Raw genomic sequence first — 21,660 nt, 5'->3', positions numbered from 1 at the left:
GGATGGTGGGGTGCGGGCCCTTCCGCGCAATCAGGTCGGACCGGAGAGGTCCGGGAGACCGGAGAGGTCAGCCGGCGAGGATGGCGCGCGCCAGCTTGGCCGTCTCGGTCGGCGTCTTGCCGACCTTCACGCCCGCGGCCTCCAGGGCCTCCTTCTTCGCCTGCGCGGTACCGGAGGAGCCGGAGACGATGGCGCCCGCGTGGCCCATGGTCTTGCCCTCGGGGGCGGTGAAGCCCGCGACGTAACCGACGACCGGCTTGGTGACGTTCGCCTTGATGAAGTCGGCCGCACGCTCCTCGGCGTCGCCGCCGATCTCGCCGATCATCACGATCAGGTCCGTGTCCGGGTCGGCCTCGAACGCCGCCAGGGCGTCGATGTGGGTGGTGCCGATGATCGGGTCACCGCCGATGCCGACGCAGGAGCTGAAGCCGATGTCACGCAGCTCGTACATCATCTGGTAGGTCAGCGTGCCGGACTTGGACACGAGACCGATGCGGCCGGGCTTGGTGATGTCGGCCGGGATGATGCCGGCGTTCGACTGGCCGGGGGTGATCAGACCCGGGCAGTTCGGGCCGATGATCCGGGTCTTGTTGCCCTTGGCACCCGCGTACGCCCAGAACTGCGCGGTGTCGTGGACCGCGACGCCCTCGGTGATGACGACCGCGAGGCCGATCTCGGCGTCGATCGCCTCGATGACCGCGTCCTTGGTGAACTTCTCCGGGACGAAGATGACCGTGACGTCGGCGCCGGTCTTCTCGATCGCCTCGGCGACCGACCCGAAGACGGGGATGTCCGTGCCGTCGAAGTCGACAGTCGTGCCCGCCTTGCGCGGGTTCACGCCACCGACGATGTTCGTGCCGGAAGCCAGCATGCGCTTGGTGTGCTTCTGACCCTCGGAGCCGGTCATGCCCTGGACGATGACCTTGGATTCCTTGGTGAGGAAAATAGCCATGGTGTTGGTGTCCCTCGTCCCTTACTTCGCAGCCAGCTCGGCGGCCTTGTCGGCCGCACCGTCCATGGTGTCCACACGCTGCACGAGCGGGTGGTTGCGGTCGTCCAGGATCTGGCGACCCAGCTCCGCGTTGTTGCCGTCGAGGCGCACGACCAGCGGCTTGGTGACCTCTTCGCCCTTGGACTCGAGGAGCTCCAGAGCCTGCACGATGCCGTTGGCGACCGCGTCGCACGCGGTGATGCCGCCGAAGACGTTGACGAAGACGGACTTGACGTCCGGGTCGCCGAGGATGATCTCGAGGCCGTTCGCCATGACCTCGGCGGAGGCACCGCCACCGATGTCGAGGAAGTTGGCGGGCTTCACGCCGTTGTGGTTCTCACCGGCGTACGCGACGACGTCGAGGGTCGACATGACGAGACCCGCGCCGTTGCCGATGATGCCGACCTCGCCGTCGAGCTTGACGTAGTTGAGGCCCTTGGCCTTCGCAGCGGCCTCGAGCGGGTTGGCCGATGCCTTGTCCTCGAGCTCGGCGTGCGAGGGCTGACGGAACTCGGCGTTGGCGTCCAGCGACACCTTGCCGTCCAGGGCCAGGACCCGGCCGTCGGCGACCTTGGCGAGCGGGTTGACCTCGACGAGGAGCGCGTCCTCGGCGATGAAGGTCTTCCACAGGGTCTGCAGGATCTCGACGGTCTGCTCCGCGACCGCGGCCGGGAACTTCGCGGCCTCGACGATCTCGCGGGCCTTCGCGGCGGTGACGCCCTCGTTGGCGTCGACCGGGATCTTGGCGAGGGCCTCGGGCTTGGTGGCCGCGACCTCCTCGATGTCCATGCCGCCCTCGACGGAGGCCATGGCCAGGAAGGTGCGGTTGGTGCGGTCGAGGAGGTACGAGACGTAGTACTCCTCGTCGATCTCGGGCGCGGTCTCGGCGATCATCACCTTGTGGACCGTGTGGCCCTTGATGTCCATGCCGAGAATGTCCGTCGCGCGGGCGACGGCCTCGTCCGGTGTGGCGGCGAGCTTGACGCCACCGGCCTTGCCGCGGCCGCCGACCTTCACCTGCGCCTTGACGACCGAACGGCCGCCCAGTCGCTCGGTCGCCTCGCGCGCCGCCTCAGGCGTATCGATGACTTCACCGGCCAGCACCGGTACACCGTGCTTGGCGAAGAGGTCCCTCGCCTGGTACTCGAACAGGTCCACGCGCGTCCGTCCCTTTTCAGTGATTCGCGGTTCGTTGTCTGCGTGGGCGTGCCGCGAAGGGCAACGTGACTGCGCTGTCACTAGGGAGGCGTACACGGTGGCCGGGTACGCGGCATGTCCGTCTCGCAGGTTATCCCCGAGGGCCGTGGGTCCCTAAATCGCAGATCACACCGGAGCGGTGATACCTGTCACAGATAGCGCGCGTGGCGGAACGCTGCGGTTACGGGACGACCACGGCCTGGGCACTGGCCGGGTACGGGCGACCACGGTCCGGAGAACGGGACGGGCGGCGCCAGAACGGAACGGGCGGCCCCCACCCCAATGGGGACCGCCTCGTCGTTTGTCCGTGACCCGCCGGTCACGCGGCAAGCGGCGGCGTCAGCCGTCCTGCGTCATGCCCCGAGACGAATGCCCGAGCCGGATGCCCTGAGTCACATGCCGTGGATCACATGCCCCGGGTCAGATGCCCTGGGTCAGGCTGTGGCCCAGGCTGTCGACGTAGCTCGGGGTGACCGCGTAGACCGCGTCCTGCACGCCGGAGGCGGCGTTGCCCGCGACCGGGGTGCCGGCGACCGTGCCGGTCACGTCCTGCGCGAAGGGCTGCACCTCGGAGACCACCCCGCCCGCGAACGGGGTCACGTCGCCGACGACGCCGTGCGCGAGGTTGCCGACGGAGCCGCCGACCCCGTACGCCACCGGCTCGACGTGGTCGACGACGGTCTCGACGAGCGGCTGGACCGCGCCGACGGCCCCGCCCGCGAAGGGCTGGACCTCGCCGACCACGCTGTCGGCGAAGGGCTGGACCTCGCTCACGACACCGCCCGCGAAGGGGGTCGCGTCGCCGACGACGCCCGTGGCGAGACCGGCGACGTCGCCGACGGCCTGGCCGGCGACCGGGAGGACCCCGTCGACCGCCCGGTCCGCGATCGGGGGCAGGACGTCCTGGCACGTCTCGTCGGCGATCGGGGTCGCGGCGGCGACGGCACCCCGGGCGTAGCCCTGAACGGCGCCGGGGGCCTGGTCCACCAGCTCGGGTGCGAAGGCGGACAGCGGGCCGAAGAGGTAGTCGATCTCGCCCTGGGCGTCGGACAGCTCGCCCTCGGCGTACTGACGGGCCTGGTCCGCGGTGGACACGACCGGGGCCCGGGTGGCGTCCTGCGCGGCGTCCTTGGCCTCCACGGCGTCGGCGACCGCGGCACCGGCGGCGGCCTGCGCCGTGCCGGCCGCGGCGGCGACGGCCGGGACGTCGTCGGCGGCATCGGTGGCGCCGGTGACCGTGTCCTCGACCGTGTCGAGGACGTCGATCCCCTGGTCCGGGGTCGAGAGGGACAGCGAGGGAAGCTCGTCCGCGCTCGCGGCGGCGGTACCGATGGCCCACATACCGGCGGCGCCGGCCGCGACGACTATGGAACGGCGGATGTTCTTGTTCATGGCTGGGGAGGTTCCTTCGAATTCGGGGGGTTCGGGCAGACCTGCTCCGCCCCCGCGCGGCAGGTCTCAGGCGAGAGGAACGGCCTGCCCTAGCCGGGGAATTCGAGAATGTCGCGGTGCCGCTCGCGCACCCCTGTGCCGGTGACCGGCTGCACGGAACCGGGAACGAGCCCGAACGCCACGGCCTGCGAGAACCAGGCGCCGTGCGGGTCGCCGTCGCGCTGTGTGTGACCGTCACCGACGGACTGGACGACGGCGCTGCCGCCCGGACCTGCCGGCGCGTGACCCGGGAGGAACGGCAGTCGCCCGCCGAACGGCTTGCGGGGCCCGGCCGTCACATACGACTCGTGCGCACCGTCCACATAGACGTGGGGGTGGAGCTGGGTGCGCGTGTGCACGCTCGCCGAGGTGTACTGCGGCGCATCGGCCGCGGAGTCGTCGGAGAGCGGATCGTCGCGGTGGACGGCGGCCGGAGCCGGGTCCTGCGGCCGGCCCTGTCCGGGCGCGGGGACGGGCAGACCGAGCCCGTCGCCGTCGCCGGGCCATGTCGGGGAGGGCCAGACCTGCGCGGGAAACGGCTCCTCGGGCAGCGGCGGCACGGGCACGGCCTGCGCGACGCCCTGGACGGCCCCTTCCACGACCTGCTCGACGGGCTCGGCCACGGGCTTGGCGACCCGCTCGACGACTGCGCCGCCGGGCGACCCGACCGGCGTGACGACCGACGTGACCACCGGTGTGACGACAGGCCTGGTCACCCGCTCGGCGACTGGCTCGGCAACGCGCCGGGCCACCGGCTCTGCCGTCTCGGGGAGTTGCTCTACCGGTTCGGTACGGGCGACGCCCCCGACCGGCGTACCCGCGGCAGGCTGCTCCGCCGCGTACGCCTGGCCGCCGAGGACGAACCCCAGCACCACCAGCCCGCCGAGGACCAGCAACACCTGTACCGCGCGCACCGCATGCCGACCGGCCGCCCCGCGCACGAGGCGCACGGCGGCTGCGGGCAGAGCAGCGGTGACGATCAAAGTGGGACGAGCCCTCCCAGTCGCGGAACTTGCCCCTCCGGGGGCAACAGGGACGATGCTTGCACGAGACTCCTGGGGTCACGCAAGCCCCTTGTTACTGATGAGTCGCCATGTCCGTTATGAGTAGCAGTCCGGGACCCACCAGTTCCCTCCACGGCCCGGCGACGCACACCCCGGCGCCGCCTGCTCGTCTCACCCGGGCCCGGCGCCTCAGCCGACGGCCGACACCTCAGTCGACGGCCGGCACGGGCAGCGGACGCTTCTCAATCGCCGCTGCCATGACCTCCGGGAACAGGTCGGGCGTGCAGGCGAACGCCGGTGCCCCCAGCGCGGCCAGTGCCGCCGCATGCTCGCGGTCGTACGCCGGTGCCCCCTCGTCGGAGAGCGCGAGCAGGGCGACGAACTGCACGCCCGACGCCTTCATCGCCGCGACGCGCTTGAGCATCTCGTCCCGTATGCCGCCTTCGTAGAGGTCGCTGATCAGTACGACGACGGTGTCGGCGGGCCGGGTGATCTGCGACTGGCAGTACGCGAGGGCCCGGTTGATGTCCGTACCGCCGCCGAGCTGAGTGCCGAACAGGACGTCCACCGGGTCGTCCAGCTGGTCCGTCAGATCGACGACCGAGGTGTCGAAGACGACGAGCCGGGTCGCGATCGACCGCATCGAGGCGAGCACCGCGCCGAACACGGACGCGTACACCACCGACGCCGCCATCGACCCGGACTGGTCGATGCACAGGACGACGTCCTTCTTCACCGCCTGCGAGGCGCGGCCGTAACCGATGAGCCGCTCGGGCACGACGGTGTTGAACTCGGGGAGATAGTTCTTCAGGTTGGCCCGGATCGTGCGGTCCCAGTCGATGTCCCGGTGACGGGGCCGGCTGATGCGGGCGCTGCGGTCGAGCGCGCCGGTGAGGGTCGCGCGGGTGCGGGACGCCAGCCGCTTCTCCAGGTCCTCGACGACCTTCCGGACGACCGCCCGCGCCGTCTCCTTCGTCGTCTCGGGCATCGCTTTGTTGAGCGAGAGGAGTGTCCCGACGAGGTGGACGTCCGCCTCGACGGCCTCCAGCATCTCCGGCTCCAGCAGCAGGGTGCTGAGGCCGAGACGGTCGATCGCGTCGCGCTGCATGACCTGGACGACCGAGCTGGGGAAGTACGTCCGGATGTCGCCGAGCCAGCGCGCCACATTCGGCGCGGACCCTTCGAGGCCCCCCGAACGCCTGCCGCTCCCGCGCTCCTTGCCGCTCCCCGTGCCGTAGAGCGCGCCGAGCGCGCCGTCCATCGCGGCGTCCGTCCCGGTCAGGGTGCAGCCGGTCCCGTCCGCTCCTCCCCCACCGAGCACGAGCCGCCAGCGCCGCAGCCGCTCGTCGGGTGCGCTGTCCGCCGCCCTGCCGGCCGCCGCATCGACAGCCGTGTCCGTTGCCGCGCCCACCACCGTGTCGGCCGTTGTCATACGAGGTCCCTTTCCAGGATCAGCCGCAGTACGGGCAGGACCGCTTCGGCCCGCTCCTCGTCGAGTCCGGCCCCGAATCCGGGCATGCCGGCCTCCCCCGGCGCCGGCGCGTCCCCCGCTCCGGCAGGGCCGCGCCGCACCAACTCGCCCAAGGTGCGGCGGACACCGGGCTCGTACGCCGAGAACGTGCGCCGCAGCAGCGGCAGTACGTCCGTGAACGCGTCCGCCGGCACCGACGTCAACCAGGCGTCGACGAGCCCGAGCAGGCGCTCGTCGTGAACGAGGAGCATGCCTCCTCCGGACGCGCCACCGACGAAGCCCTCGATCCAGGCCGCGGCGTCGGCGGGCGGAGTGCCGGGCGAGAGCGCGAGGCCCATGAGCCGCGCGGCCTCGTCCTCGGTGAGTCGTCCGTCGTCCAGCAGCAACCGGGCCGAGCGCCCCCGTATCACCCCGGGCACGGTGTCCCGCGCGGCGAGCTTGCGCAGCACGGCCGACCAGCGCCCTCCCAGCTCCCCGGCCTCGGCCTCGACTCCGGCTCCGGCTCCGGCTCCGGGGAGGAGGCCTATCGCCGTGTGGACGCCGTCGAGATGGCCTCGCATCTCGGCGGCGCCGTCCGCGTCGAGCCCCGTGCAGGCGGGCGGCAGGCCGACGCAGATCCGCTCGGCCAGCCCGGCCGCCACCTCGCCGAGCGCGGCGGTGTCCGTGGCCCGCACGTCCCCGTACCGCAGGGAGCGGGCGAGGGCGGGCAGCGCCTGGGCGAGGTGGCCGACGTCCGCGTCGAGGGCCGCGCGGTCCGCGAGGGCCTTCATCACCACGGGAAGCGCATCGGGCAGTTCGGCCAGGAGACACCGCTCGGCGAGGGCCGTCACCTCGGCGAGGGCGGTCGCCGACGCGCTCTCGGACTCGGCCTTCGCGGTGGCGGCCGAGAGCACGGTGGTGCCCCACACCCCCGCCTCGGCGACCTTGACGTGCAGCTCGGGCTCCCAGCGCAGCCGCCAGGTCTCCCGGAACGTGCCGGTCGAGCCGCGCCCCGCCGCCGGGGTGCCCCAGCCGACGCCGAGGAGCCGCAACCGGTGAAGCAGCCGACTGCGCGAGGCGTCGGTCTCCTTGCGCAGATCCAGCTCCAACTCGCGCTCCAGCAGCTCCGGTTTCAGCCGCAGGGTGCGCTGGAGGCGGGTCAGGTCGCGCTGCAGCGGGACGGCCGGGGCGGCCTCGGGCACTTCGCCGAGCACATCGCCGGTGATCAGCCTGTCCTGGATCAGCCCGAGCGGCACGTCGGAGCCGTCGCACATGACGGCCCGGATCGCGTCGGTGGTCTCGCTCAGTCCGGCGAGCGGCCGCGCGCGCATCGCGGCGAGTGTCTCGGCGAGTCGTACCGCCTCGATGACATGGGCCGGCGAGACGATCCGGTCCTCGTCCCTGAGTAGTCCCGCGACCTTGGTCATCCAGCGCTCCACGGGGCGGTCGGGGGCGCTGAACAGATGTGCGTACCAGCCGGGCGAGTCGATTCCCGCGCCGTAACCGCTGCGACGGGAGAGCCTGCGGTGCGTCCAGGGCACCCAGGTCGTCTCGGTCTTGACCTTGGGCAGGCCTTTGAGCAGGGCGCGGTCGGCGGTGACCGTCGGCTTCCCGGCCTGCCCGGTCAGCGCGGGGACGTGCCAGGCGCCGCAGACGACGGCGATCTCGTCCCCGAACTCCTTGCGCGCGGCCCGCAGTCGGATCCGCATATGGGCCTCGCGCACGAGATCGCGGTCGTGCCCGCCGTGTCCGTACGCCTCGCGCAGTGCGGCCATGGCCTCGCCGAGCACGGCGAAGGGCGTGAGCGGGTCGGCAGGTGCCGTGGCGCCGCGATGCTCGATCACGTCCTCCCACCAGCGCTCCGGATCGTCGTAACCGGCGGTCTCGGCGAGCACCGCGATCGGATCGACCCGCAGCGCCGGCCCGCCTCCGCCGGGGTGCGCCTCGTCTTCCTCGTCGCCCCACGTGGGGTCGGAGGCTGCCGCCAGGGAATGTGTGGCGGGCAGGTCGATGAACCGTACGGGCACGTCGTGCGCCAGCGCCCAGCGGATCGCGACCCACTCCGGCGAGAACTCCGCCATCGGCCAGAACGCCGCCCTGCCGGGGTCGTCCACGGCGTGCGCGAGCAGCGCGACCGGCGGGACCATCCCCTCGTCCGCGGCGAGCGGCAGCAGGGCGTCCCCCTCGGGCGGTCCTTCGATCAGCACCGCCCGGGGCTCCGCCGCGTCGAGCGCTGCCCGCACCGCCCGCGCCGACCCGGGCCCGTGATGCCGCACCCCGAGCACCAGCGGCCCTACGCCGGGCCACGCCCTTTCCACGGCCGGAGCGGCGACGGAATGCGGGGCGCTCCCGTCCGGCCGGATCCCGGACTCGTCGGGCCCGGCGGCGCGGGGGCCCGCTGAAGCCGTCAACCCTGGCGGGACCTCAGCGGGGACCGAAGCCTCCACGGCGGACCGCAGGGCTCCCGGCGCCGCGGCCGTGCCGCGGAGCCCGGCCATGGCGCCGGACATCGCAGCCCTGGACCCGGGCGTCGCAGCCATGACCGCCGCCGTCATGCGCTCACCTCGCGGCAGGCGCGGTAGAAGTCCTTCCAGCCGTCCCGCTCCCGCACCACCGTTTCCAGGTACTCCTGCCAGATGACACGGTCTGCAGCCGGGTCGCGGACGACCGCGCCGAGGATGCCCGCCGCCACATCGCCCGGGCGCAGCACGCCGTCGCCGAAGTGGGCCGCGAGGGCGAGGCCGCTCGTGACGACCGAGATCGCCTCGGCCGTGGAGAGCGTCCCCGAGGGCGACTTGAGCTTCGTACGGCCGTCGGTCGTGACGCCGTCGCGCAGCTCACGGAAGACCGTGACCACACGCCGGATCTCGTCGACGCCCTCGGGCGCGGCGGGCAGGTCGAGCGAGCGCCCCAACTGGTCGACACGCCGCGACACGATGTCGACCTCCGCATCCGCGGTCGCGGGCAGCGGCAGCACCACCGTGTTGAACCGGCGGCGCAGCGCGCTCGACAGGTCGTTGACCCCCCGGTCGCGGTCGTTCGCCGTCGCGATGAGGTTGAAGCCGCGGACCGCCTGCACCTCCTGGCCGAGCTCGGGGATCGGCAGGGTCTTCTCCGACAGGATCGTGATGAGCGTGTCCTGCACGTCCGCCGGAATGCGGGTGAGCTCCTCGACGCGCGCGGTCATCCCCTCGGACATCGCGCGCATGACGGGGCTGGGCACGAGTGCGTCACGGCTCGGCCCGTGGGCGAGCAGCTGCGCGTAGTTCCACCCGTACCGGATGGCCTCCTCGGGCGTGCCCGCCGTGCCCTGCACGAGCAGGGTGGAGTCTCCGCTGACGGCGGCCGCCAGATGCTCGGACACCCACGTCTTCGCGGTGCCGGGCACGCCGAGCAGGAGCAGCGCGCGGTCGGTGGCGAGCGTTGTGACGGCGACCTCGACGATCCTGCGGGGTCCCACGTACTTCGGCGTGATCACCGTCCCGTCGGGCAGCGTGCCGCCGAGGAGATACGTGGCCACGGCCCACGGCGAGAGCCGCCAGCGGGCCGGCCGCGGCCGGTCGTCGGCCACGGCCAGCGCCTTGAGTTCGTCGGCGAAGGCGTCCTCGGCATGCGGCCGCAGGGCCTCGGTGCCGGTGTCTGCACTGGTTTCGGGCACGGTCATGGATCCCCCTCCAGATCGATCGACCGGATGTGGTTCCCACCGTGCACCATGCCACTGACAATCGACTGTTTCCGCAGGCCGGTGCCGTGAAGCGAGGCCGAAGTCGACTGTGACGGGGCGGACTTACTCGACGATCGGGGACAGGGCGATGCACCCGGTCGCGGCCGCGACGCCGGCGCCGGACTCCTCCTTGATGACCTTGCCCTTGTACGTGATCTTGCAGCCGACCTCTCCCCCGGCGAGGTCCACCGCGATCGGCACGACCGTGGGCGCCTCGATGCCCTTCAGCGTCACGGTCTTCTTCCACGGCAGCGTGGGCTTCTGCACCGATTCGAGCTTGGGCTCGGTCGCGGTGCCGCCGCCGGCGTTGTACTCGATCGAGTCGATGTTCTTGCCCGTGACCTCATAGGTCACCTCGTACGTCTCGTTCACGGCCTTGTCGACCTGTTCGACGGCCGCGTCGCAGCCGACGAGGCCGAAAGCGAGCCCTGCGGCGGCAAAGGCGCAGGCGGCGGAGCGGATGGTGCGGTTCATGCGGGATCCCCCCTGGATCGTGTGGCTGACACGCGCAGCGAATCGCAAAGAATAAGCAAAGTCAAGTCGTTATCAATCCCACAGATGCGCAGGTCAGAAGGCATTGTCAGAGGTGGCCCGTACGGTCGTTCCCATGAATCAGCAGGGGGTGCGCTGGACGGCGGAACAGGTGCTGGCTCTGGCTCCTGACGCCGCGTCACGCAAAGCGGGAAGCAAGCTCGGCTCCGCCGGGCCGTGGTCGGGCGCGGGCAGCAACGGCTCGGGCGCCGTCTGGGGTCTGTGCAAGGGCAGCGGCAGCAAGCCGTACCAGACGATCGTGGACACGGCCGGCCCTGCGTACAAGTGCAGTTGCCCGAGCCGGAAGTTCCCGTGCAAGCACGCACTGGGGCTGCTGCTGCTCTGGGCGGGCGACGAGGAGACGGTCCGGGACGCCGAAGTGCCCGCCTGGGCCGACGAATGGCTGGCCGGGCGCCGCAAGCGCGCGGCGGAGAAGGAGCAGTGGGGCGCGGGGCAGTCCGCGAAGACCGCCGACCCGGAGGCGGCCAGGCGCAGGGCGGAGCGCAGGGCCGGCCGCATCACCGCGGGGGCCACTGAGCTGGAGCAGCGGCTGACGGATCTGCTGCGCGGAGGCCTGGCTTCGGCGGAGCAGGCCGGGTACGGGCTGTGGGAGGAGACGGCCGCACGCATGGTCGACGCCCAGGCGCCCGGACTGGCAGGACGGGTCCGGGAATTGGGGGCCATCCCGGGCTCAGGGCCGGGCTGGCCGGTGCGGCTGCTCGAGGAGAGCGCGCTGGTGCACCTCCTCGACCTGGCCTGGCTGGAGGTGGACCGGCTGCCGGAGCCACTGGCCGCCACCGTGCGCACGCGGGTCGGCCTGACCGCGCCCGCGGAGGGGCCCGCGGTCAGGGACGACTGGCTGGTGCTCGCACAGTACGACACGGCCGACGGCAAGATCACCACGCGACGTACCTGGCTCCACGGGCGGGAGACCGGGCGGACCGCGCTGCTGCTCTCCTTCGGGGCGGCCGGGCGCGCGCCGCAACTGGCCCTGCCCGCCGGACTGATGATCGACGCCGAGCTCGTGCCGTACGGGGGCGCGGGGCAGCTGCGGGCGGACCTGGGCGAGCAGTTCGGCGCCCCGGTCCCGATCAAGGCGCCGCCGCCGGGCGGTTCGACGGCCGACGCGCTCGCGGCATACGGGGCCGCCCTGCGCGAGGACCCCTGGCTGGACTCATGGCCCGTCACTCTGTCGGGGGTCGTAGCCGTCCCGGCGGACGACGGCTGGCAACTGGCCGACGCGGACGGACAGTCCGCGCTGCCGGTCGCGCCGGCCGCGCTGTCCCGCCCCGGACTGTGGAAGCTCGCCGCCGTGTCCGGCGGCGGCCCTGTCACCGTCTTCGGCGAGTTCGGGCACCGCGGCTTCGTGCCGCTGGCCGCCTGGTCCGAGGAGACCCCCGAGACGGTCACCCTCACCTGACCGTATGGACGCGCGCATGGACGTACGACGGAGGACGACCCGATGACCAGCACCACCCGTACGACCGCCTGGGAAGAGCTCGTCACCTCGGCCCTTCTCGGCACCGACCGCAGGACCCCGCCCGGCGATCTCGTGCCGCCCGGCACGGAGGCGCCGGTCGCACTGCTGGATGCGGCCGCGCTGCACACGGTGCGACGGCGGGCCGGGCTGCGGCCCGCAGCGGCGCGGCCGCTTCCGGAACCGGCGCCGCACGACTCCCGGCCGGCGCTGCCCGAGCCCGCCCGGCGGCGGCTCGCCCAGTTGCTGGCCGACCGCGCCGCGCCCGCGGGCTCCGGCGGCCGGCGCGGCGCGGCACCCGACCTCACGGAGCTGCTGCCGCAATGGCTCGCCGCCGCCAACGAGCACGGATACCGCGCCCCGGCGTCCACGTTGCCCGCCCTGCTCGACGCCGCCCGCGCCCGCACCGATCTGCGGCCCCTGGCCCTGCGCTTCGCCGGGCCGCGCGGGTTGTGGCTCGCCCGGCTCAACGCGGACTGGAAGTTCGCGCTGCGCGGCGGCTTCGGAGGGTCGACGCTGCCGGCCCCCGAGGACGCGAACGCCGTACGGCGGCTGTGGGAGGAAGGGCTCTTCGCCGAGCGGGTCGCCCTGCTCGCCTCGGTCCGCGCGCACGACCCGGCGGCGGCCCGGGCGCTGCTGACCGCGAGCTGGCCGACCGAGCGGGCGGAGGACCGGCTGATGTTCCTGGACTCGCTGCGGACAGGACTGTCCGACGCGGACGAGCCCTTCCTGGAGCAGGCGCTGTCCGACCGCAGCCGCAATGTCCGGGCGACCGCGGCCGAGCTGCTGTCCGCACTGCCGCACTCCGCGCTCGCCGCGCGGATGGCCGCACGGGCGGCCACCTGTGTCGGCCTGGACCGGGCGGAGGGCAGGGAAGGGATCGCCGTGGAGGCGCCGCACGAGTGCGACGCGGAGATGCAGCGTGACGGTGTCGCGCCCACGCCGCCGTCCGGGCGGGGCGAACGGTCGTGGTGGCTCGGGCAGCTGGTGGAGGCCACGCCGCTGTCCGCATGGTCCGAGCGGCTCGGCGGGCGCACGGCCGAGGCGATCGTCGCCCTGCCCGTCGCCGACGGCTGGGGCGACGAGCTGCATGCGGCGTGGTGCCGGGCGGCGGTGCGGCAGCGGGACCCGAAGTGGTCCCGCGCCCTTCTCGGCGCGCCGGCGGCGCCGCCGTCGACCGGACCGGGGACGTCGTCACTGGCGGAGCGGGCGAAGCTCCTGGCGACGTTGCAGGAGGAGGAACGGGCGGAGTGGGTCGCGGCGTTCATATCCGCGCACGGCCTGTCGGAGGCGTTCCAGCTGCTCGGCGTCTGCGCGGTCCCCTGGGCAGAGCCGCTCGGCCGTGCGGTGGTCGACGCGCTCGACATCGCCCGGGACGGGGGCAGCTACCCCTGGAGCTTCAGCGGTGTGATGGGCCTCGCCGAGCGCTGTCTCGATCCCGCGGAGGCGTCCCGTCTGGAGCTGCTGACGGCGACGCCGGACGAGACGGAGGGGGCGTCGCCGGGGGCGGGGAGCTACTGGTCCGAGGCGTTCCAGCGCCTCGTCTCCACGCTGCGCCTGCGCGCGACGATGCACGCGGAGCTGACGATGCACGCGTAACCGAGGGCGGACGTGCGGCACGCCGCGCGGCCCCCTCCACGGGCTGACCCCGTGCCGGGCCGGTGCCGCCGGGGCCGTCGGTTGACCCGTGCCGGATCGGGTATCGAGGGCCCCTCCGGGGTTGACCCGCGCCGGGTGGGTTGCCGTCCGGCGCGGCTCCGGCGGCCGGTGCCTCTGGATTGCGGGCGGTCGTTCCTCCCCCAGAACTCTGCCGGGAAGTGTCTCGGCGAGCTCTGGGGGAACAGCGCTGGGGACCGATCTCTGGGGGCACAGCTCTGGAGGGCACGAATCACCCTCGGTCCGCGCCCGGAGAACAGCCCGGGCGCGGACCGTCAGGAGCCGGCCCCGTAGAGGGCACGACCCAGCGGAGGGCACAGCCCGGCGCGGGTCACCACAACGCAGCCCGCAGGGGTTACGCCTCCGCCGGCTGGCGGACGTTCGCGTTGACCCAGGCGACGATCGACGCCGTCGTGGCGCCGGGCGTGAAGATCTCCGCGACGCCCTTCTCCTTGAGCGGCGGGATGTCCGCTTCAGGAATGATGCCGCCGCCGAAGACCTTGATGTCCTCCGCGTCGCGTGCCTTCAGGAGCTCGATGACCTTGACGAACAGCGTGTTGTGCGCGCCGGACAGGATGGAGAGGCCGATCGCGTCGGCATCCTCCTGGATGGCGGTGTCCACGATCTGCTCGGGGGTCTGGTGGAGCCCGGTGTAGATGACCTCCATGCCGGCGTCGCGCAGCGCCCGCGCGATCACCTTCGCACCGCGATCGTGGCCGTCGAGACCCGGCTTTGCCACCACCACGCGGATCGGACCGGTCACACCCATCACTGCCTCCACATACCGACTGCGCCGTCGCCGGCACGGACCCCCGCACCGGATAGGGCCGGGGAGTGAACGAACGTTATCTACAGCATCCCGCAACCGGCCGTTTCACGGTGGACAGCGAGGGGGAAATCACACGTGGGACATGTTCGCTACGCGTCGTACCCGCATCGGGCCGCATCGAGTCGTACGCGACACCACCGCAGCAGGGACGGGACGAGCGCAAGGGGAGCCGCTACACGGTCGCCGTACCACCGTGCCGCCAGCCGCGCGGCACGGCGGTACGGCCCGTCGGCAGCCCCATGAGGGCATACGGGGGACGGAGCCGTCGACCCGTGTGCCGTTCGGAGGTCGGCCATGGGTTTCCTGCCGCTCTTGCGGATACAGCTGTCGATCGCACTGCTCCGGGCCACCGCCCTGGAGCTGGCGATTCTCGCCGGGCATCTGCTCCTCTACCCCTCGGGGATGACCCCGGAGCGCCCGGGCCGCCCGGATCCCGCCTCCGCCGAGCGCTCCCGGACCCCACGGCCCGCCCGGTCTCCCGAGACCCCGACGCTGCCCGGCACGGGGCGTCCCCCCGTGGTCCTCCTGCACGGCTTCATCGACAACCGCTCGGTCTTCGTTCTCCTCCGCCGCTCCCTCGCCCGCAACGGATGGCGTCACGTCGAGTCGCTCAACTACTCACCGTTGACCTGTGACATACGGACAGCCGCCGAGCTGCTCGGCCGCCACATCGAGGAGACGTGCGCCCGCACCGGCCATCGCGAGGTCGACATCGTCGGGCACAGCCTCGGCGGCCTCATCGGCCGCTATTACGTCCAGCGGCTCGGCGGCGACCGGCGCGTCCGTACACTCGTCACGCTCGGAACACCGCACTCGGGCACCAGCGTCGCCCCCCTCGCGAGCGCTCACCCCATCGTGCGGCAGATGCGACCCGGCTCCGCCGTACTGGAAGAGCTGCGACTGCCGGCCCCGGGGTGCCGGACGCGGTTCGTCAGCTTCTGGAGCGATCTCGACCAACTGATGGTCCCGCTGGAAGGGGCTTGTATCGACCATCCGGACCTGATCGTGCGCAACGTCCGGGTGAGCGGTGTCGGCCACCTCGCGCTGCCCGTGCACCCCACCGTCGCGGCGAGCATCCGGGAAGCGATCGAGGCGTCGGAATCCGATGCCGAAATGTCCGGAGTGGTGTCGGTCGCCTGAAGGCCCCGGCAACTGACCGGATCTCGAACAATCTTCGAACGTAAGGCCAAAGGTCTCCCCACACTCCGCCGAAACACGGCCGAATGCCCGTTTCCCGCTCACGCAAAACCTGCGGAAGATTGTCGGCGTCGCATACCGCCGGGTACAGTCGCGCCCACTGCGTTCTCGGGAACCCCGTTGCGGGTGGCCCCGGATCCTGGTTCTGCTGTCGAGGCGAGAGAGAAGTTGGTGAACGACCAGCACCCCGACGCCGGGTACGACCCCTACGCCGCCGGCAGCTTCGACACCGACCCGCTCTTCGGCGCCCTTCCGGGCAGTTACGACTACGGCGCGGGACAGAGCGGGCAGTACGACGCGACGCAGTGGCAGTCGGCGACGACGGGGTACGACACCTACGCGGCGCAGGGGCACCAGCAGCAGTACGACACCAGCGGCCAGTGGGACGCCAACGCCTGGAACCAGACGGGGCAGTTCGAGACCGCCGCCGCCACCTTCGCGTACGACGCCTACGGCACGACCGACCAGTGGCCCGCGGCCGGGTACGGCGCGACCTCGTACGGCACCGGGGCCTACGACGCCACCGCCTGGAACTCGGCCGGCACCGACACGCCGCAGGCCACGGAGGCCTACCAGCCGGAGGCCGAGTACGCGGCCTACGGGGAATACGCCCCGGAATATCCCGGACACACGGAGTACGCCCAGCACAGCGGTGGCTATTACGACGAGACCGCTCACGCCCGGGCCGTCGTGCCGGAGCAGTACTCCCCCGAGGGCGAGTTCGGGACCGACTCGGCAGCCGCCCAGGAGCACGTCGCCGAACTCGGCCCCGACGCCCAACCCGAGACCGCACTCGAGCCCGAACTCGACACAAACGACGTAACCGACGTAACCGACGCAAGTGACGAATACGGCAACTACGGGGACGAGAGCAACGAAGCCGAGCTCGTCGCCTCCGCGGCCACTGTCACCGCCCCGGCCGTGAACCTCGACGCCGCCCGCCCCGTACGCCGCTCCGGCGGCAGCCGCGGCCGTCGCCGCACCCCCGCGAAGCGTTCGGCGATGCTCACCGTTGCCGTGCCCTCCGTCTGTGTCATGGGCGTCGCCGGTGTCGCGGCCGCATCCGTCAGCGGACTCACCGGGGGCGACGAGAAGAAGGACGACACGACCGCGGTCACGGCCGCCGATCCGTCGTCGGTCAAGCCCGTCGCCGTCAACAACAAGCTCGACACACAGCTCGCCGCGCTGAGCGCCGACGCCCGCGACTTCGGCGACCGCGCCAGCCGCACCCAGGAGCGCATCGACCTGAAGGCGCGCCAGGAGGCGGAGCGCAAGAAACGCGAGGACGAGGCAGCTCGCCGCGAGGCGCTGCGCCCCAAGTTCGCCCTGCCGGTCAGCCAGAACGGGCTCAGCGCCTACTACGGCCAGGCCGGCGTCAACTGGATGTCCATGCACACCGGCATCGACTTCCCGGTCTCGTACGGAACGCCCGTGATGGCCGCGACCGACGGCACCGTACGCACCCAGTGGAACAGCGCGTACGGCAACATGGCCATCGTCACCGCCGCCGACGGTACGGAGACCTGGTACTGCCACCTGAGCAGCACCAAGATCCGCTCGGGCTCGGTCAAGGCAGGCGACGTCATCGCGTACTCGGGGAACTCGGGCAACTCCACCGGTCCGCATCTGCACTTCGAGGTCCGGCCGGGCGGGGGATCGGCGATCGACCCGCTGTCCTGGCTGCGCAGCCACGGTCTCAACCCGACGTAGGACCGGCCGGGGCCGACGAGCCAGGATCAGACGGCTCAGGAACAGCCGAGTCACGGTCGGACGGCTCGGGAACAGCCGAGCCAGGATCAGGCGAATCAGCGTCGGGCGAGCCGGGCCCGGTGCACGGGCCCGGCTACCGCCGCTAGAGCTTCTCCACCGGCGCGTACCGCAGCAGCAGCCGCTTCGGCTTCTCGTCCCCGAAGTCGATCGTCGCCTGCGCGTCCGAACCCGACCCGGTCACCGCCATCACCGTGCCGAGGCCGAACTGGTCGTGCGTGACCCGGTCTCCGACGGCCAGGGCGATCACCGGCTTGTCCGCAGCGCGGCGCGTGGCGAAGCCCGAAGGACCGGAACGCGACCGCGAGGACGACAGCGAGGACGTGATCCCGGACGTCGGCCCGGCCGGAGCGGCCATCGGTCCCGTCCGCTTCCACTGCAGGTGCGCGTCCGGGATCTCCTCCAGGAAGCGCGACGGCGGGTTGTACGCGGGCTGGCCCCACGCGCTCCGCATCGACGACCGCGTCAGGTAGAGCCGCTCGCGGGCGCGCGTGATGCCCACGTACGCCAGCCGCCGCTCCTCCTCCAGCTCCTTGGTCTGGCCCAGCGCCCGCATGTGCGGGAACACGCCGTCCTCCATACCCGTGAGGAACACGACCGGGAACTCCAGGCCCTTCGCCGTGTGCAGCGTCATCAGCGTGATGACCCCGGCGCCTTCCTCGTCCTCGTCCGGGATCTGGTCCGAGTCGGCGACGAGCGCTACCTGCTCAAGGAACTCGGCGAGGGTGCCCGAGCCCTCCTCGGCACCGCGCTCCTGCTCGAACTCGAGCGCGACCGCGGCCAGCTCCTGGAGGTTCTCGATGCGCGTCTCGTCCTGCGGGTCGGTCGAGGCCTGCAACTCGGCGAGGTACCCGGTCCGTTCGAGCACGGCCTCCAGCACCGTGGCCGGTCCCGCGCCCGACTCGACGATCGTGCCGAGCTCCTCCATCAGCGCGTTGAACCGCTTCACGGCATTGGCCGAACGGGCGGCCATGCCGTACGCCTCGTCCACACGCCGCAGCGCCTGCGGGAAAGTGATCTTCTCGCGCAGTGCCAGCGCGTCGATCATCGCCTCCGCGCGCTCGCCGATGCCGCGCTTCGGAACGTTGAGGATGCGGCGCAGCGGGACGTTGTCCTCGGGGTTGGCCAGGACGCGCAGATAGGCCAGGACGTCCCGGACCTCCTTGCGCTCGTAGAAACGCACACCGCCGACGACCTTGTAGGGCAGGCCGACGCGGATGAGGATCTCCTCGAAGACACGGGACTGGGCGTTCGTCCGGTAGAAGACCGCGACATCGCCGGCCTTCGCTTCGCGCGCGTCCGTCAGCCGGTCGATCTCGTCGGCGACGAACTGGGCCTCGTCGTGCTCGGTGTCCGCCACATAGCCGGTGATCTGCGCTCCGGCTCCCGCGTTCGTCCACAGGTTCTTGGGGCGACGGCTCTCGTTGCGCTCGATGACGGCATTGGCGGCGGAGAGGATCGTCTGCGACGAGCGGTAGTTCTGCTCCAGCAGGATCGTCGTCGCGTCCGGGTAGTCCTCCTCGAACTGGAGGATGTTACGGATCGTGGCACCACGGAAGGCGTAGATCGACTGGTCGGCGTCGCCCACGACGCACAGTTCGGCCGGGTCCAGGTCCTCGTACCCGGAGCCGACCAGCTCGCGCACCAGTGTGTACTGAGCGTGGTTGGTGTCCTGGTACTCGTCGACGAGGACATGGCGGAACCGGCGGCGGTAGTGCTCTGCGACGTCCGGGAACGCCTGGAGCAGATGGACCGTGGTCATGATGATGTCGTCGAAGTCCAGCGCGTTGGCCTCGCGCAGCCGCGCCTGGTACATCCGGTAGGCCTCGGCGAGCGTCTTCTCGAAGCCTCCCCCAGAGCCTCCGGCCTGGGAGGTGCCCCCATCGGCCTGGTCGGCGAAGGTCTCCTCGTCGATCAGCTCGTTCTTCAGATTCGAGATCTTGGCGCTGAAGGACTTCGGCGGGTAGCGCTTCGGGTCGAGGTCGAGATCGCGGCAGACCAGGGACATGAGCCGCTTGGAGTCGGCCGCGTCGTAGATCGAGAACGACGAGGTGAAGCCGAGCTTCTTGCTCTCCCGGCGCAGGATGCGCACGCAGGCGCTGTGGAAGGTGGAGACCCACATCGCGTTCGCACGCGGGCCGACGAGGTGTTCGACGCGCTCCTTCATCTCGCCCGCGGCCTTGTTCGTGAACGTGATCGCCAGTATCTGGCCGGGGTGGACATGGCGGGTCCCCAGCAGATGGGCGATCCGGTGGGTCAGCACCCTGGTCTTGCCGGAGCCGGCGCCGGCCACGATGAGCAGCGGGGAGCCGGTGTGCACGACGGCGGCGCGCTGCTGCTCGTTCAGGCCGTCGAGCAGCGCCGCCGGATCCACGGCGGGGCGGGGCGCTCCGTCCCGGTAGTGGGCGTCCCTGGCCGGAGGCACGTCGAACTTCCCCTCGAAGAGGTCGTCCGGGACCTCCTCGTGGGGCCCGTGCTCGTCGGGCTCATAGGGCTCGTCGTGCCCGGGCGGCGGGGGTCCCTGCGGGCCCGAGGTGCGCCGGAGGTCCGCCAGGAAGCTGTCGTCAAAGAGGCTGCTCATCGCTCTACGAGTCTAGGCCGCCCCACTGACAGCGCGCGGCCGCCTTGACGACAACCGTCCCGAATCCGGCCCGGCACGCTCCGTAGCATATCGACCACGACACGCGAAGGTCACGGAAATGTATCGGACATATCGCGCATCGTCCTTCACAAGGGCACCACAGTTTGGCTAGCGTGCTCGCTCAGGCGGCCCGAACCCCCTTGGTGACCAACGCCAATCGGGCAGCCCACGCCGAATCCGGCCTTTCTTCAAGGAAGTTCGGAACCGGGGACCCATCATGCACAACCGGGGTGAATCGGGCCAGCTCAACTCGGCCCGTAGGACAGCCTTCCGTTTCGTCCGAACCCGACAGCTAACCCGGTAGGCGGTCCACGGAAGGAGATGCCGGCCTTGGCGTCGCATCGCAAGACGCGCACTCGTACAGGTCCCCGTACGAAATCCCCCGCCGTAGGGTTCACGACGGCCGCCCTCGCGGGCGTCACCCTCCTCTCCGCCCAGAGTGCTCAGGCCGACCCGAGACCCAGCATCGAAGAGGTCCAGAAGAAGGTCGACGACCTCTACCGGCAGGCGGGCACCGCGACCCAGCAGTACAACCGGGCCAAAGAGGAGACCGCGCAGCAGCGCCGCGAGGTGGACACGATCCTCGACGATGTCGCCAAGCGCACGGAATCGCTGAACGAGGCCCGCCGCACGCTCGGTTCGTACGCGGCCGCGCAGTACCGGACCGGTGCGGTCACGCCGACCGCCGCGCTGCTCTTCGCCGACAGCCCGCAGGCGTACTTCGATCAGACCCATCTGATGGACCGGCTCTCCGACGAGCAGCGCGGCGCCGTCGCCGACTTCGAGGCCCAGCAGGCGGAGGCGGCGAAGCAGCGTGCGAAGGCGACCACGAGCCTGGAGTCGCTCACCGCTTCCCAGCAGTCGCTGCGCACCAGCAAGGAGCAGGTCCAGAAGAAGCTCGCCGAGGCGCGGACGCTGCTGTCACAGCTGACGGCCGAGGAGAAGGCACGGCTCGAGGCGCTGGAGCGAGAGCGCGAGGAGGAGGCCCGCCGCCAGGCGGAGGCGAAGGCCAAGGCGGAGGCCGAGGCGGAAGCCAAGGCCGAGGCCGAGCGCCTGGCACAGGAGCGCGCGCAGCAGGAGGCACAGAACCAGGACACGGGAACGAGCACGGGGACGGGGACGGGGACGGGGACGGGTACCGGGACCTCCACCGGGACCTACGCCGCCAAGGCCGAGGAGGTCCTCTCCTTCGCCCGCGCCCAGATCGGGAAGCCGTACGTGTGGGGGGCGACCGGCCCCAGCTCGTACGACTGCTCGGGCCTCACCCAGGCCGCCTGGAAGGCCGCCGGCGTCGACCTGCCCCGCACCACGTGGGACCAGGTCAAGGTCGGCCAGCGCGTGGCCACGAGCGATCTCCTCCCGGGTGACCTGGTCTTCTTCTACGACGACATCAGCCACGTCGGCATCTACATAGGCGACGGCATGATGATCCACGCCCCGAAGCCGGGCGCGAACGTCCGTGAGGAGTCGATCTACTACATGCCGATCTACGGGAGCGTCCGCCCCGCGTAGACCGGACCCACTAGCACTTACGCCGTAACGCGCCCCGTTCACAGGGCGCGTTGCGGCGTGAGGTGTCTTTGCGAACTGGTTACGCGGACGCCAGGTTCACGACCACAACGTCGCAATGCCCCGCCACCCCGGGGACAACCCCCGGACCCCCGGCCGACTCACGACCACAACGTCGCAATGCCCCGCCACCCCGGGGACACCCCCCGGACCCCCGGCCGACTCACGACCACAACGTCGCAATGCCCCGCCACCC

Annotated in this window: 15 protein-coding genes and 1 riboswitch; of the genes, 5 read left to right on the top strand and 10 right to left on the bottom strand. The window is 71.6% G+C overall.

Features of this window, described 5'->3' with window-relative positions:
- Positions 1-67: 67 nt before the first annotated feature.
- The 8 genes from sucD to ABT078_RS36130 all read right to left on the bottom strand — a co-directional run bounded on the left by sucD (position 68) and on the right by ABT078_RS36130 (position 10,271).
- The gene (gene sucD / locus ABT078_RS36165) at positions 68-952 is read right to left on the bottom strand and encodes a succinate--CoA ligase subunit alpha (protein ID WP_351235507.1); all 885 of its coding nucleotides are present in this window, start codon (positions 950-952) and stop codon (positions 68-70) included.
- A 21-nt stretch (positions 953-973) separates the two neighbouring features.
- A complete protein-coding gene (gene sucC / locus ABT078_RS36160) occupies positions 974-2,149 on the bottom strand; it encodes an ADP-forming succinate--CoA ligase subunit beta (protein WP_351235505.1) in 1,176 nt (391 codons plus the stop codon).
- 459 nt (positions 2,150-2,608) lie between these two features.
- Positions 2,609-3,580, bottom strand: coding sequence for a hypothetical protein (locus tag ABT078_RS36155; protein WP_351235503.1), 972 nt, complete (start codon positions 3,578-3,580; stop codon positions 2,609-2,611).
- Between the two features lie 89 nt (positions 3,581-3,669).
- Positions 3,670-4,602, bottom strand: a complete 933-nt coding sequence (locus ABT078_RS36150) for a hypothetical protein (protein WP_351235501.1) — start codon at positions 4,600-4,602, stop codon at positions 3,670-3,672.
- A gap of 229 nt (positions 4,603-4,831) precedes the next feature.
- On the bottom strand, positions 4,832-6,055 hold the full coding sequence (locus tag ABT078_RS36145) for a VWA domain-containing protein (protein WP_351235499.1): 1,224 nt from the start codon (positions 6,053-6,055) through the stop codon (positions 4,832-4,834).
- Positions 6,052-8,571, bottom strand: coding sequence for a DUF5682 family protein (locus ABT078_RS36140; RefSeq protein ID WP_502981482.1), 2,520 nt, complete (start codon positions 8,569-8,571; stop codon positions 6,052-6,054). Before ABT078_RS36140 ends, ABT078_RS36145 begins: the two co-directional genes overlap by 4 nt.
- 53 nt (positions 8,572-8,624) lie before the next feature.
- Positions 8,625-9,737: an ATP-binding protein gene (locus ABT078_RS36135; RefSeq protein ID WP_351235495.1), complete on the bottom strand. Its 1,113-nt coding sequence runs from the start codon at positions 9,735-9,737 to the stop codon at positions 8,625-8,627.
- Positions 9,738-9,860: 123 nt separating this feature from the next.
- Positions 9,861-10,271, bottom strand: coding sequence for an MmpS family transport accessory protein (locus ABT078_RS36130; protein WP_351235493.1), 411 nt, complete (start codon positions 10,269-10,271; stop codon positions 9,861-9,863).
- Between the two features lie 133 nt (positions 10,272-10,404).
- Here ABT078_RS36130 and ABT078_RS36125 point away from each other — a divergent pair, with 133 nt between their 5' ends.
- Both ABT078_RS36125 and ABT078_RS36120 read left to right on the top strand, forming a co-directional pair.
- The gene (locus ABT078_RS36125; RefSeq protein ID WP_351235491.1) at positions 10,405-11,748 is read left to right on the top strand and encodes an SWIM zinc finger family protein; all 1,344 of its coding nucleotides are present in this window, start codon (positions 10,405-10,407) and stop codon (positions 11,746-11,748) included.
- A 42-nt stretch (positions 11,749-11,790) separates the two neighbouring features.
- The gene (locus ABT078_RS36120) at positions 11,791-13,404 is read left to right on the top strand and encodes a DUF5691 domain-containing protein (RefSeq protein ID WP_351235489.1); all 1,614 of its coding nucleotides are present in this window, start codon (positions 11,791-11,793) and stop codon (positions 13,402-13,404) included.
- A gap of 412 nt (positions 13,405-13,816) precedes the next feature.
- Here the strand turns inward: ABT078_RS36120 and icmB are convergent, their stop codons facing one another.
- The gene (gene icmB / locus ABT078_RS36115; RefSeq protein ID WP_351235487.1) at positions 13,817-14,230 is read right to left on the bottom strand and encodes a coenzyme B12-dependent isobutyryl CoA mutase small subunit; all 414 of its coding nucleotides are present in this window, start codon (positions 14,228-14,230) and stop codon (positions 13,817-13,819) included.
- 354 nt (positions 14,231-14,584) lie between these two features.
- Here icmB and ABT078_RS36110 point away from each other — a divergent pair, with 354 nt between their 5' ends.
- Complete coding sequence (locus tag ABT078_RS36110) at positions 14,585-15,430, top strand: esterase/lipase family protein (protein ID WP_351235485.1); 846 nt, start codon at positions 14,585-14,587, stop codon at positions 15,428-15,430.
- Between the two features lie 228 nt (positions 15,431-15,658).
- Entirely contained in the window at positions 15,659-17,197 is a 1,539-nt protein-coding gene (locus ABT078_RS36105) for a M23 family metallopeptidase (protein WP_351235483.1), read from the top strand.
- Between the two features lie 142 nt (positions 17,198-17,339).
- Here ABT078_RS36105 and pcrA read toward each other — a convergent pair whose 3' ends face one another.
- Positions 17,340-19,835 (bottom strand): DNA helicase PcrA, encoded by a 2,496-nt coding sequence (pcrA, locus tag ABT078_RS36100; protein ID WP_351235480.1) that lies wholly within the window; start codon positions 19,833-19,835, stop codon positions 17,340-17,342.
- Positions 19,836-20,054: 219 nt separating this feature from the next.
- A riboswitch (cyclic di-AMP (ydaO/yuaA leader) is annotated at positions 20,055-20,218 on the top strand.
- Between pcrA and ABT078_RS36095 the strand changes: the two genes are divergently transcribed.
- Positions 20,217-21,407: a C40 family peptidase gene (locus ABT078_RS36095; protein WP_351235478.1), complete on the top strand. Its 1,191-nt coding sequence runs from the start codon at positions 20,217-20,219 to the stop codon at positions 21,405-21,407. (Overlaps the previous riboswitch by 2 nt.)
- Positions 21,408-21,660: the final 253 nt, after the last annotated feature.

The sequence above is a fragment of the Streptomyces sp. NPDC002133 genome (assembly GCF_040296405.1).
GTDB lineage: Bacteria > Actinomycetota > Actinomycetes > Streptomycetales > Streptomycetaceae > Streptomyces.
This window is presented reverse-complemented; position numbering and strand designations above follow the sequence as displayed.

Coding starts and splice junctions, on each gene's coding strand:
- sucD (WP_351235507.1), bottom strand. CDS start 952: ATGGCTATTTTCCTCACCAAGGAATCCAAGGTCATCGTCCAGGGCATG.
- ABT078_RS36155 (WP_351235503.1), bottom strand. CDS start 3,580: ATGAACAAGAACATCCGCCGTTCCATAGTCGTCGCGGCCGGCGCCGCC.
- ABT078_RS36145 (WP_351235499.1), bottom strand. CDS start 6,055: ATGACAACGGCCGACACGGTGGTGGGCGCGGCAACGGACACGGCTGTC.
- ABT078_RS36140 (WP_502981482.1), bottom strand. CDS start 8,571: ATGGCCGGGCTCCGCGGCACGGCCGCGGCGCCGGGAGCCCTGCGGTCC.
- ABT078_RS36135 (WP_351235495.1), bottom strand. CDS start 9,737: ATGACCGTGCCCGAAACCAGTGCAGACACCGGCACCGAGGCCCTGCGG.
- ABT078_RS36130 (WP_351235493.1), bottom strand. CDS start 10,271: ATGAACCGCACCATCCGCTCCGCCGCCTGCGCCTTTGCCGCCGCAGGG.
- ABT078_RS36125 (WP_351235491.1), top strand. CDS start 10,405: ATGAATCAGCAGGGGGTGCGCTGGACGGCGGAACAGGTGCTGGCTCTG.
- ABT078_RS36120 (WP_351235489.1), top strand. CDS start 11,791: ATGACCAGCACCACCCGTACGACCGCCTGGGAAGAGCTCGTCACCTCG.
- icmB (WP_351235487.1), bottom strand. CDS start 14,230: ATGGGTGTGACCGGTCCGATCCGCGTGGTGGTGGCAAAGCCGGGTCTC.
- ABT078_RS36110 (WP_351235485.1), top strand. CDS start 14,585: ATGGGTTTCCTGCCGCTCTTGCGGATACAGCTGTCGATCGCACTGCTC.
- pcrA (WP_351235480.1), bottom strand. CDS start 19,835: ATGAGCAGCCTCTTTGACGACAGCTTCCTGGCGGACCTCCGGCGCACC.
- ABT078_RS36095 (WP_351235478.1), top strand. CDS start 20,217: ATGCCGGCCTTGGCGTCGCATCGCAAGACGCGCACTCGTACAGGTCCC.